13 protein-coding genes are annotated in these 13,114 nt (G+C 37.8%); all 13 read right to left on the bottom strand.

Annotation, left to right across the window (positions count from 1 at the left end; genetic code table 11):
- Positions 1–15: 15 nt before the first annotated feature.
- Positions 16–174, bottom strand: coding sequence for an STAS/SEC14 domain-containing protein (locus DDV96_RS16000; protein WP_240607708.1), 159 nt, complete (start codon positions 172–174; stop codon positions 16–18).
- 26 nt (positions 175–200) lie between these two features.
- Positions 201–623 carry a Fur family transcriptional regulator gene (locus DDV96_RS11175; RefSeq protein ID WP_116694861.1) on the bottom strand — a complete coding sequence of 141 codons (423 nt, stop codon included), beginning with the start codon at positions 621–623 and terminating at the stop codon, positions 201–203.
- 24 nt (positions 624–647) lie between these two features.
- The gene (locus DDV96_RS11180) at positions 648–977 is read right to left on the bottom strand and encodes a P-II family nitrogen regulator (protein WP_116694862.1); all 330 of its coding nucleotides are present in this window, start codon (positions 975–977) and stop codon (positions 648–650) included.
- A 94-nt stretch (positions 978–1,071) separates the two neighbouring features.
- Positions 1,072–2,346, bottom strand: coding sequence for an efflux RND transporter periplasmic adaptor subunit (locus DDV96_RS11185; protein WP_240607709.1), 1,275 nt, complete (start codon positions 2,344–2,346; stop codon positions 1,072–1,074).
- A 22-nt stretch (positions 2,347–2,368) separates the two neighbouring features.
- Positions 2,369–6,802, bottom strand: coding sequence for a CusA/CzcA family heavy metal efflux RND transporter (locus tag DDV96_RS11190; protein ID WP_116694864.1), 4,434 nt, complete (start codon positions 6,800–6,802; stop codon positions 2,369–2,371).
- Between the two features lie 118 nt (positions 6,803–6,920).
- A complete protein-coding gene (locus DDV96_RS11195; RefSeq protein ID WP_240607710.1) occupies positions 6,921–7,316 on the bottom strand; it encodes a hypothetical protein in 396 nt (131 codons plus the stop codon).
- Positions 7,317–7,380: 64 nt separating this feature from the next.
- Complete coding sequence (locus DDV96_RS16005) at positions 7,381–7,578, bottom strand: GDCCVxC domain-containing (seleno)protein (protein ID WP_116694866.1); 198 nt, start codon at positions 7,576–7,578, stop codon at positions 7,381–7,383.
- A complete protein-coding gene (locus DDV96_RS16205) occupies positions 7,578–7,754 on the bottom strand; it encodes a hypothetical protein (RefSeq protein WP_394340129.1) in 177 nt (58 codons plus the stop codon). Before DDV96_RS16205 ends, DDV96_RS16005 begins: the two co-directional genes overlap by 1 nt.
- Before the next feature lie 12 nt (positions 7,755–7,766).
- Positions 7,767–8,138: an ArsR/SmtB family transcription factor gene (locus DDV96_RS11210; RefSeq protein ID WP_073099372.1), complete on the bottom strand. Its 372-nt coding sequence runs from the start codon at positions 8,136–8,138 to the stop codon at positions 7,767–7,769.
- 119 nt (positions 8,139–8,257) lie between these two features.
- Positions 8,258–8,824 carry a helix-turn-helix domain-containing protein gene (locus DDV96_RS11215; RefSeq protein WP_116694867.1) on the bottom strand — a complete coding sequence of 189 codons (567 nt, stop codon included), beginning with the start codon at positions 8,822–8,824 and terminating at the stop codon, positions 8,258–8,260.
- Positions 8,825–9,073: 249 nt separating this feature from the next.
- Positions 9,074–10,888, bottom strand: a complete 1,815-nt coding sequence (locus tag DDV96_RS11220) for an efflux RND transporter periplasmic adaptor subunit (protein ID WP_116694868.1) — start codon at positions 10,886–10,888, stop codon at positions 9,074–9,076.
- Positions 10,889–10,950: 62 nt separating this feature from the next.
- Positions 10,951–11,445, bottom strand: coding sequence for a DUF305 domain-containing protein (locus DDV96_RS11225; RefSeq protein ID WP_116694869.1), 495 nt, complete (start codon positions 11,443–11,445; stop codon positions 10,951–10,953).
- 116 nt (positions 11,446–11,561) lie between these two features.
- The gene (locus tag DDV96_RS11230) at positions 11,562–12,791 is read right to left on the bottom strand and encodes a permease (protein ID WP_116694870.1); all 1,230 of its coding nucleotides are present in this window, start codon (positions 12,789–12,791) and stop codon (positions 11,562–11,564) included.
- Positions 12,792–13,114: the final 323 nt, after the last annotated feature.

Below are 13,114 nucleotides of genomic sequence, written 5' to 3' on the forward strand. Positions count from 1 at the left end.
ATATGCCTCTGCTGTTCAACCTTCAAAATTTTCCATCTCGATGTACCAGGAAACTTCCTGATGGGCAGTTATATGCTCTGTTAAGACTGGTATCAAGTTTTCATAATCCTTGGCATCCAGCTTATTCTCTGCTACCATATATACAGTAGCCTCTTTTTTATAAATTTTCATCATTGTTCCAATTTTTTAAATCAAAAAACTTAATCCAAGTCATTGCTACATTTTTCACAGATACCCTTTACCACCAAGTTGATATCCTCCGAGATGTAGCCATCAGGCAAGTTGATATGAGGGATTTTATGGTCTGTTAAACAAACCGTTTCATTACAATTGTTGCAATGAAAGTGTAAATGAAGGTCGTTGCCGAGCTCGCATTCACAATTTTCTTCGCAAAGGGCGTATTTTATAACTCCCGTACCATCCTCAATTTGATGCACAATACCTTTTTCCTCAAACACTTTCATAGTCCTGAATAGTGTGCTTCTTTCACTGGCCTTAAAATCCTTTTCCAAATCGCCAAGGCTGATAGCCACATTTAACTCTGCCAAACGCTTATAGATCATCAGACGCATTGCCGTAGGACGAATTCCTCTGCTTTCCAACTTTTTTACTATTTTTTGCATTAGGTATAAATGAGTTTATAGGTGTTAACGTTTAAAGGACTCTCCAGTTTTTATTCGGAAGGCATCTTCAATGTGGGACAAATAAATAATGCCATCACCTGGATTTGGAGTCTTTCCGTTTTCCAGAATAATATTGATAGCTAATTGTGCTTCCTCATTTTGACATACCAGTTCTAATTTTACCACCGGACTGTCGGTTACACGGAAATCTAAAGAAGGTGATGCACCTTTTGCTTTAAAAGCCCCCGTTCCTTCTCCCTGGGAAAGGGTCATACTCTTAAAACCACTATTACTAAGTGCTTCGGTTACTTTTTGAACTCGTTTCGGTTTTATAAATGCTTTTATTTCTTTCATTGCTGTTACTGTATTTCGTTATTAAAGATAGACTCTCTGGATTTTAAATTAAGACAAACATTTTACAGAGAGCCCATCTATCTAAATTTTTAATTTAATGACTATGGGAAGTTTGGCTTTTTTGCATTTCGGAAATCAAATAATAAGATCCGTTGTAAGCCACCTGGGTACCTTCCGGCAGGGGTTCCAAAAGTTTAATTTCCACCCAACCACCTTCAGTCTTCCCTGTCCTGATTTCTATAGGCTTGAATTCCCATTCGGTTTCACCATCTTCCTGGTGTTTTTGCGCGGTAAAAATGTAAGGGTTTCCTTCTTCTTCAATAATTGCTTCTTCCGGTAAAGCGGAAACCTTCTTTTTTTCTGTCAAAATTCTCCCGTTTATATACATGCCCGGGATGAGGTAATCTTCTTTATTGTCTATTTCCGCGTGAACGTGTACCGCCTTGGGATTTTGCTCAAATTGTTTACCAACTGAATATATCGTTCCCGTTAAATTACTACCGGGAACTGATTCAAGTGTAAAAGATATTTTTTGACCTTCTTTTACTTTATAGATATCTTTTTCGAAAACCATTAGATCGGCGTGAACATGCTCATTGTCAACCACCATAAACATTCCGGTCTGTGGTTCTACATATTGTCCTATTTGCACCAAAACTTTTTCTATATAACCTCCAATAGGGCTTACTACTGGGATATATTCGTAAAGGTTACCACTTCTAACCTGGGAAGCATTTAGGTTTAACTGACGCAATTGGGATTCATAACTTTTCACTTCACCTTTTACAGACTGATAGTTTGATTGGGTTTGTTGAAATGTTTTTCCTGAACCCACTTCCGCTTCATACAGTCGTTTCTGTCTATCAAATTCTTTCTCCAAAAATTGCATTCTACTATACGCATTAATATAATCAGACTGCATCCTGGTCAAATTTGGGTGGGAAAGATAGGCTAGTACCTGACCTTTATTTACCTTATCCCCCTCAATAACTTTTATAGAAGTTATATTACCGCCTAAAATTGCCGTAACGGTAGCTTCATATTGAGGCGGCACTTCCAGTTGTCCATTGGCTTTCACTACGCCAGAAAGAGCTTTGGTAGGCAGGGAATCCACTTTAATCCCTAAACTATTGAATTTCATCTCTGAAAGATGTACCGCGCGCATCCCACCTTCTTCTTCACCGTGATTTTCCCCTCCTTCTTCACTGTGGCCTTCTTCTGCGTCGTCATTGTGGCCGTCATCGCCTTCGGCATGAGCAGCTTCTGTTTCTTGGGAAGTGTCTTCTCCCGCATCAGGATTTTCTTTACATCCAAAGAACAGGCTGAGCGTTAAGGCAAGCATTAGAATATTTATTGATCTTGTATTCATATCGATTTTCTTATTTTAATTTTTAATTTGAATTCTTAAGGTAATATTCCAGTTGGTAACGGCTGTCGAGATAATCGTTAAAAGCACTCCAGGCATTTACCTCGATTCTAATGGCATCTCTTATATTTTGGAGAAATGTCACATAATCGATAGCGCCTTCCTTAAAGGCCAGCACTGATCCATCTTGTTGCTCTTTGGCCAGCGGAAGTGCTTCATCCCTATAATAATTCCATGAGTTTCTCCATTTGATGTAGTCTTCACGCATATTTTTATAGGCGGTTTCCAGTTCGATTTTATCCTGATAAAAGTTTTGCTCTGCAATCTGTCTATTTACTTGTGCTTCCTGTGTACGGCCTAATTCCGGCCCAAAAAACAGCGGAATTTGAATTCCTATTTGATATTGGAAGAAACCCGATTGCCCGGCTATTTCCTGTCTGGCATACTGACCCTGCAATTTGGGTAGGAATTGTGATTTTCGTTCTTTGGTGACCGCTTTTGCAACATCCACCCTTTGTTCAGAAACCTTAAGCGCAGGATGGTTTTCGAGCGACTCCAACAAAAAGTCTAGTGGTTCATCCAATGCTTCAGCAGGCAAATCCGGTACATCATAAATTGTGTCACTAACAAACCATAGGTTTAAGCGTTGTAATGATTTCAGGTAATTTCGGTATGACTGTTCCAGCTGTATTTTAACCTCGTTCGCCTGGTTGGAGGTAGCGAGGTATTCCAATTTGGAGGTGGCCTCTGTTTCATATCGGATCTGTGCCGCCCTTTCGATATCGTTGAAAATGGAATCCATTTTTCTATATACCTGAAATGTCCTTTTGGTTGTATAAACCGAGGCCCAGGCCCTGCTTACTTCACGTTCAATTTCAATGGTAGATAGCTCTAAGGCATTTTCAGCAAGGGCAATCCTTTCTTTCTGTAGTTTTAACCGGGGTACTATTCCGAAAACATCTATGCCTTGTTGTTGGACGCCAATTTGGGTATAGATCCCATCAGAGCCATTTCCTACTTCTTCTTTTCCTGTAAAGATTTGGGTGTTTCCAAAATCATAGGCGGTTTTGCGCAATACTTCCTCACTTTCAATTTTGAGCTGGGCAGCTTGGAGCTGTGGAAAATTTTTGATTGCGATTTCTTTAGCCTCTTCCAAACTAATAGTTTGTAAAGTATCCTGCTGTGGATATTCCGAGGACATTTCACCAGATTGGGCATTTACGGAAAAGGTTCCGCCTAACATCAAGCCAATTATCAAAATTGTGGCTAAAGATCGTGAATTGGAAGAATCAAGCTTGTTCTGTTCCTTTTTCTCTCGTCTCTTCTCTACAAATGTATAAAGGACAGGAAGAACAACCAGAGTAAGTAAGGTAGCTGTAAGCATGCCACCAATAACAACCGTAGCAAGGGGTCGTTGTACTTCAGCTCCTGCAGAGCTTGAAAATGCCATCGGCAGAAATCCAAAAATATCTGTTGTTGCTGTTAACATAATGGGACGTATTCGTTCTTTGGTTCCTGTAAAAATTCTATCTTTTATACTGGTTACCCCTTCTTCTTTTAAGGAATTAAACCTATTAATGAGCACCAGCCCGTTTAAAACCGCAACCCCAAACAATACAATGAAGCCTACACCAGCTGAAATACTGAACGGCATACCTCTTAACCAAAGGGCAAATACACCTCCGATAGCAGCCAATGGTATCGCCATATAGATCATGATAGATTGGGAAAAAGATTTTAAGGCAAAATATAGAAGCACGAAAATCAGGAATAATGCTATCGGTACAACAATCACTAATCGATCTTTGGCACTCTGAAGGTTTTCGAATTCCCCCCCATAAGTTATATAATAACCGGGAGGTAGTTCCAATTCTTCATCTAATCTTTGCTGAATATCATTAACGACTGACTCTACATCCCTTCCCCGGGCATTTACACCCACATAGGTTCTTCTATACGTGTCATCCCTTGAAATTTGCATAGGACCCGGAACATATTCGATATTTGCTATTTCTTTTATCGGCACCTGAATTCCGTCTGGAAGATCGATATACATCCCACGTAAATCCTCAATATTCTTTCTATGGTTTTCATCAAATCTTACTACCAGATCAAATCGTTTTTCACCTTCAAAGATGACCCCGGCAGTTCCTCCGGCAAAAGCGGTGCTTATATAATCATTGACCTTTTGAATATCCAGTCCATACTGGGCTATTTTATCACGGTTAAATTGAACTGTCATTTGGGGGAGGCCAGATGTTCGCTCCGCGTTTACATCTCCAGCCCCGGGCACGGTTTGGATAATATTGGCCATTTCCTGCACTTTTTCTGATAAAATTTCCAGATCTTCACCATATAACTTTACGGCAATATCTTCCCTCACACCTTCCAACAATTCGTTAAACCGAAGTTCTACCGGTTGGGTGAAAACAAGATTTACACCGGTCAGCTCTTCATCCAGTTTTTGTTTGATTTTATCTATTAGTCCTTCTTTAGTTGCAGCGGTTGTCCATTTGTCCCGGTCCTTCTCAAGGATCAAATACATATCTGAAATATCCATGGGCATGGGATCTGTGGGGATATCTGCTACTCCAATACGGGCTGTTGCCGTTTTGATTTCTGGGAAGTTTTCTAAGAGTATATTCTCTATTTTTTTAGAAACTTCAATAGACTCTGTTAGTGAGCTACCTGGTCTTATTAATGCCTGCATGGCAATATCCCCTTCATCAAGTTGAGGTACAAATTCTCCTCCCATTCTGGAAAAAAGAAAACCGGCGAAAATAAGCAGCACCACCGCAGATCCAATAACAATCAATTTCAGTTTTAATGCTCCTTTCAATAAAGGCATATATACTCTTTGTATCCCTCCAATAATCTTATCGCTAACTTTTTCCAACCAGCGTTCGAATTTTCCAAACCAATTCTTTTTATTCTGAATTGGTTTCATAAATAAGGCCGACATCATAGGTACGTAGGTAAGACATAAGAAGATAGCACCTATCATGGCAAAACCAAAAGTGTATGCCATCGGCTTAAACATTTTGCCTTCTACCCCGGTAAGAAAAAGAATGGGTGTAAATACGATAAGGATGATGATCTGTCCAAAAAATGCAGAGCCCATCATTGTACTTCCGGCATCATAGGCTACCTCATCCATTTTCGCCTGATTGAATTTTATTTTACCTGATCGAATCCTTTTTTGAATTTCATAAACGGTACCTTCAATAATAATTACAGCCCCATCGATAATAATTCCAAAATCAATGGCCCCCAAACTCATTAGATTAGCCCATACACCAAACTGTTTCATTAAGATAAAAGCAAAAAGCAAGGATAACGGAATGGTAGTGGCCGTGATCAAACCGCCCCTCAGGCTTCCCAATAATATTACGAGTGCAAAAATCACGATTAAGGCACCTTCCAATAAATTTGTCTTAACGGTATCGGTTGTTCTCCCTATTAATTCACTCCGATCTATTATTGGTTCTATGGTCAAGCCTTCGGGAAGTGAGTTTTCAACTTCGTCCATACGGTCTTTCACATCCTGGATCACCGCATTGGGATTGGAGCCTTTAAGCATCATGATAATCCCGCCTACGGCTTCTTCACCGTCCTGGGTAAAAGCTCCGTAACGTACCTGACTACCAAACTGGACATTTTCTGCAATATCCCCAATCGTTATCGGGATCGAATTTTCGGTGGTAATAGCAATTTTCCTTATATCCTCCAGTGAACGGATTAAACCTTCCCCTCTAATAAAATTCGACATTTTATTTTTCTCGATATAAGCTCCACCGGTATTCACATTGTTTCGGGCCAGGGCCTCATAAACTTCAGAAATACTTATCCCCATACTGTTTAATTTCTCCGGGTTGATTGCTATTTCATATTGTTTTATGGAGCCTCCAAAAGAATTTACTTCCACCACACCTTCCAGTAAGGTGAGTTGTCGCTTGACTATCCAATCCTGAATAGTTCGTAGTTCCCTGGGGGAATATTCAGTTTCGAATCCTTCTTTTGGCTTTATCGTATATTCATAAATTTGACCTAATCCGGTTGAAATAGGTCCCATAGCAGGGCTTCCAAATTTATCGGGAATGGTTTTCCCCAATTCATTGAGTTTCTCCTGTACAAGTTGCCGGGGAAGGTAAGTCCCCATATCATCTTTAAAAACAATTGTAACTACAGAAAGGCCGAAACGTGAAATAGAACGAATCTCCGTAACCCCGGGCAAATTACCCATCGAAAGTTCTACGGGATAGGTTACAAATTGCTCAATATCTTCGGTGGCAAGATTTGGTGATTGGGTAATCACCTGAACCTGATTATTAGTAATATCTGGTACCGATCCCAGATTTACGGTCATCATGGACCAAATGCCCGTCCCTATAAGTGCTAAGGTAAATAGCCCAATAATAAATTTATTATTAATGGAAAATGCGATTATTTTGTTAATCATAGAAGAAGTATTAATTCAGTTTAAACTGCGCAATGCGAATAAAAGCAATGCGTTTAGGATGTAATGTTTCTATTGAGTAGCATTATTTTAGGATATAGCTATCCTTAAAAAAACTGAATTATACTCTTGGAGGTTGGAAGAGGGATTCCAGATATCTGGAATTGAAGTTGACGGTATATAAAGTAAACTGCTCTTTATCTTCAAACTTTAAACGATTGACTAAAGCCGAATTGTTGTTCTCAATAATTAATACTAAAGGGTGACAACATTGATGATGGGAGTGAACTGGTGTATTCTCCTTATCCGAATTATTATGGTGCCCTTCATTTTTTGCATCGTTATCGATATAATCCTCAACTACATATTCAAGGAAAGAGTCGCCATAAACTTTATGGTCCTGGTAATGGGTAATAATATTTGAAATTTCTTTGATCGGACCACAAAAGTCCATATCAATGCTAATTCCCTGAAAAAAGAATAAAATAGACATTGATATGGAAAAGAATATTTTCATAAAGTTTCACAAAGATACAAATTAATCGATGCACAGGTTGTGCAAAGTAAGCCATCAGCCCCTTTTATTTTTTTTGAATTGGTGGGCAAGGTACAGTTCCGTATGAACAATACACACAACAATTACCTCCCTTTGGTTTTAAAACCGTTTTACAATTCTCACACTCGTAAAAGAATTGACAGGATTCTGTTGACATTTCTTCTTTTTTTTTATGGCCACATTCAGGACAGGTAATTTCTGATTTTAATATAGTAATTTCCATTAATTTTGTTTTTTGTAGGTTTCTTTATAACCTGTTATGTTAATTGCTTGCTCAATTTCCATATCGCTTGTTCCGGCAATCAGTGCCAAGACAGGGGAAATACAACATACTGATGCTGCAACTGCGGTAAAAATGCCGGTATAAGCTGCGGTGTTTGAAGTTTTATTCGGTGCCATAATATAAAATTTCTAAGCTGTTTTCTTTCTTGTCGAAATTGAATTGAAAATTCCATTTAAAACATTGTCCTCACTCTTTACCAGCGAATAATATAAAGTTTGCCCTTCACGTCTCGATGTAATAATTCCTGCATCTTTCATTTTTCGGATATGCTGGGACACGGCGGGAACACTCATTTCAAGAATGTCCGCAATATCGCAAGGGCACAGTTCATTCTCTATGTTCAATAGAAATAGAATTTTCAGTCGTACCTCACTTCCCGCAAGAGACAAAATTTTGCTTATTGCTTCTAAGCTACCCGAAGAATTCTCTATGGTTTCCTTGCATCTCGATATTTGCTTCTTGTCTGCTTCGTTCCGTGTACAGGTTATTTCCAAGCTCATCTTTCTTGATTTAGTGTGGTAACAAATTTATCACTATTATATTATTTAAGCAAATACTTAAATAATATAACCAGCAGCTGTGACCTTCTAAAGAGCCCTTGATTTTTAATGTCCTTTAATTAAATCTCATCCAAAAATTTTCGGTTTTTATCCACAGATTTCTTAAACTGCGTGGGTGTCATTCCAGTTACTTTTTTGAATTGATTGCTTAAATACGCAACGCTGCTGTAATGTAATTGAAAAGCTATCTCACTCAATGTCATTTCATCATAGACAATGAGTTCTTTCACACGCTCAATTTTTTGGTTGATGATATATTGCTCGAACGTGATACTTTCTACCGACGAAAATAAGGAACTCAAATATTTATAATCCAAGTTAAGTTCTCGACTAATAATATCTGCCCATTTTAAATCGGTATCTTCAGTGGAATGGTGTATTTTTTCAATTACAAGATTCTTCATTTGTTCAATGAGTTGACTTTTTCTATCATTAACCAAACTGAACCCTTCATTTTGAAGTTCTACAGAGATTAAATTTTTATTTTTAGGGCTCAGTTCATTTGTCAAATCTACTTCACCCAACTCTATAATATTGTATTTAATATTCAATTTGTTCATAATACGGGATACAGAGCTTATACATCTTGGACAGACCATATTTTTTATGTAAATGGTATTCGACATAGTTGTTATAGGATTTTAAAAAATTGATTCTCCACGTTTTAAAGTTTTAAAAGCTTACATAGATGGTTGCGAATAAAGCCTCGAGAAATAAGATAACCATAGCAATAATGCCATAAATTTTTTCTCTTCTGGAAATGGTATTATTTTTTGGTTGTTTCTTTTTCCTGTTTTTATTTTTTCTCCTATCTCTTCTATTTTCGCTCATATTTAAGTTTCCAAGTAAAACAATCGTGCTATTTTTTGAAATAATTACTCAAATGTATCCCTAACCTCGCCACAGGTCAACATTGATTGTCCATAATATGGATTTTGGATTTCTTTTTCTAAACTTAACCAATAGGCTCCCTTGTTACTATTGGCCATTGGACAAAATTGGCTGTAAGCCTTTTGGTTTACGCCAAAGAGTTGGACACTGCTTATCATATGGGCAGATAAATGTTTAAAGTGGTCCCTTTGTGTTTTGATATCTGAAGAAAGGGAAATAGCATTTGACGATGACTTTAATTCCTTTTGAATGGTCATCCAGTGCTTGTGCGCTTTTTCATCTTCCAATAATTTCATATCCACCTTGCTCAAGCTTTTTTCTATACGTTCTGCAGCTTGTTGTGCGTTATCCACAATATCATTCACTAAGGCATTTTTCAGGTCTATATAGCCATCAAAAACCTGCTTTAACTGCTGTTGAAACTTGGTGGAAACATCTATTCTCTCGTTCATTTTTGTATGGTCAATACTATTGCCAGATGCTTCGGTATTTGCTTGCTCCATCCCGGTATGTCCTTCGTGTCCTGTTGTTGTTTTTCCTCCGGTTTGGTTCATCATAGATTTCTTACCCTGCAATTGGGCGGCCGCATCTACTGTAAAAGTCCCATTGGTCACTATTTCATCTCCATGCTCAAGGCCATCTGTAATGGTATAAGTTTCCCCATTTCGGCTTCCAATAGTTACTTCCCGCATTTCAAAAACAGGCTCTTCGGGATTGGTTTTCACGTACACCAATGAACGTTCCCCGGTCCACAATACCGCAGATGCAGGCACAAGAAGCTGTTCTTCACCAGAAGGCTCAATACCTTCAAATTTACCTGTAACGAACATTCCCGGTTTCAACAGGTTATTTTTATTTTGTATGGTAGCCCTTACCGTTACTATTCTGGTCTGGGTGTTTAACACCGGGTCAATGAATGATATTGTGGCATCAAACTCTTTGTTGGGATAGGCGTTGGTGGTCATTTTTATTTCCTGCCCTTTTTCAAATTGTGAAATTTGATTTTCGTAGGCATCAAACTCTGCCCAGACCGTATTTAAGTTGTTCAATTTTAAAATAGGCTGGCCTTGTTTTACGTAATCACCTTCTTCCGCCATTTTTTCGGAAACAGTTCCGGAAACCGTAGCGTAAATAGGGAAGTTCTCACGCACCTTTCCTGATTCTTCGATACTGTTGATTTGGCTTTCTGAAAGTTTCCAGAGCTTCATTTTATTCCGCACGGATTTATAAAGTTCGGGTTGGCTTTCTTTAAGGGAAGCCGTGGTAATTAGCTCTTGTTGGGCTGCAACAAGATTAGGCGAATAGATTGTTGCCAAAAGCTGCCCTTTACGAACTTCTTGTCCTTCATAATTTACATTGAGACGTTCAATCCTCCCATCAAAATAACTGGCCTGTACTGCACTCGCTTCTTCGTTTTCTACGATTTTACCGGATAAAGAAGTTGCATTTCCAGTTTCGCCTACAGCATTACCTACTACATTTGTTTGAATATTGGCCAGTGCCATTGCATTTTTGGTCATTTTAATTTCATTTGGGGACAAGCCTTCAGAGCCTGACTCAGCTGGGATAAGATCCATACCACAAATAGGACAATCTCCCGGTTCAGGTTGCATAATTTGTGGGTGCATTGAACACGTCCACATTTGATTGGAGGTTTCGCCAGAATGGTCGTGACCATCGGACATCTCAGCTGAATCTTTGTTAATCATAGGATCTTTGGCAGAACCATCAAAAATAAAATAGCCCGCTACTAGACCAACACCTATTGCAATCGTTAAATATATTATATTCTTTTTCATATCGTTTTATTTTGTTCCTAACCAATTAACTTGGTGAGGAAAGTTAATTTACAGGGTGAAATTTATTTCCCTTCTTGTTCAAGTCTATAAATTATTTTCTTCATCTGTGCAATTTCCCTTTCTTGGGCTTCTATAATCTCTTTGGCGAGTTTTTTTGTTTCAGGATCCTGAATATCGGCTCTTTTACTTGTTAAAATTGCAATGGAGTGGTGAGGTATCATAGCCTTCATATATAAAACATCTCCAATGATGGGTGCCTGTGCTCTTACCAAGCCAAGAGCACCGGTAAACAGAATCGCGCTTCCCACAAGAATCGCGAGGTTCTTTTTCTTGTTTTGATACATTTTTCGCATAAAGAACCACATAATCACCGCCATACAGGCTATACCCAAACAGGTCATATAAAATCTGGTAAGACTAAAATACACGTGGTCAATTTCGTATGTATTAAGATACATTGTGGTGTACATAGCTATAAAGGAAAGGCCAAGCATAGCTATAAATCTGCTATAATTACTTTTTTTTATTCCGTCTTGTTTTTTTTCTGTTGACTTCATTTTTTAATTTTTTTTGATTGACAATTGCTAAGTCTTTAGACTTATGGTCTATTTAAATTGATAATCTTTTTCTTTTGACTATCATTTTGTTAATGATTATTTTTTTAGTTTAAATCTTAATTCATAAAAAATTTCACAATAAGGCCTCCCGCCAACCAGGCATAACAAATAAATGCGGCGTATTTTAAAATGCTTTCGAGTAATTGGCTTTTAGGTGCCATTTCACTCATAGAGTGTTCTACATCCTTCTTTTTGAAAAAACCGAGATATATCAAATAACCAGAAATAACTAAAAATGCCAGGTTCAAAAAGAACGTATAATCTACTTTAAAAAACTCGCTGTCTTGAATTTTAACTTGTGAAGGATCTGGTAAAATGTTGAACAAATCAAATGTGTAGTGTAATGCTAAGGATGTTCCTATTAAAGCAGTAAACAATAGAAATACTATGAAGATCGACATTTTCCAACCATAATATTTTGCGTTTATACGTAACACGGGAAATACCACAAGGTCACTAAAAATAAAGGCCATTACTCCTGCAAAGCTCACACCTTTCCCAAATAATAATGCCGCTAAGGGTATGTTGCCCATAGAGCCAATAAATGTCAAAAAAGCTGCAACTGGACCTACTATAATATGTTCTAAAATTTCAAAAAAAGTAAAATCTGTATTGCCCTTACCGCTATTAATGAAAAGTGTTTGAAAAAAGGAATCAGGCACAAAAGCTGCAACAATTCCTGCAATAGTAAAGCCTACCGTAACATCTTTCCATACCATTTGCCATTCCATTTTGTATTTTTTGGCTACTCTCGCCCAGCTAGTCTCCTTCTGAATTTGTTTTTTCCAGTCTTTGGAATCATCCATTTCATCATTGCTATCTTCACTTTCTAAATTTTTTCTGGCCTTTGAAATAAGTTTTTTTGGATTTATAATCCGTATAAGTATCCAACAAATGAGGATTAAGAGGATTCCACCTACATATTCCCCCACGACAAATTGCCATCCCAAGAAAATGGAAATGATGATTCCCAATTCAATAACCAAGTTAGTAGAAGCCAGTAAGAAAGCGATGGATGATACAAAACTTGCCCCTTTCTTAAAAATGGACTTGGTAGAAGCAAGTGCGGCAAAACTGCAAGAGCTGCTTATGAATCCGAAGAATGTTCCCAGAAGCACGCTTTTCTTTTCATTCTCGCCCATTGTTTTCTGCATCCTTTTTTCGGTCACAAAAACCTGTATCATACTACTGATGATGTAGCCCAAAACAAATGCCCACAATGCCATCCAGAAAAATCCGGTGGTCGTATAAGCCGCTTCGCCCCATTGTTTTAAGAAATCATTCATAATTATCTATCTATTTAGTAATTTGAGTAAGAAATGCACCAATAACAACTATTATTACGATAGCGTAAAGAATATAATTGAACCATTTTTTTAATGGGTTCTTATTCTGCGCTTTCCGATTACCTGTTTTACAACAATCTTTCATCGGCTTTCTTTTTTGTGCCTGACAAGGGAAGGGCTTTTTAAACTAATTAAATTAAGCATACCCTTCCCTTACAGGACTTTATCATTATACCCTAAAAAGAAAAGGCTTAACTAACAAACTTCAATAAACAAATTCCCTTCCCTTTTTTTAGGTATAATCTCATCTATTTTATGACTTT

Origin of the sequence: Marixanthomonas spongiae (assembly GCF_003095375.1) — a bacterium.
GTDB classification, from domain to species: Bacteria; Bacteroidota; Bacteroidia; order Flavobacteriales; family Flavobacteriaceae; genus Marixanthomonas; species Marixanthomonas spongiae.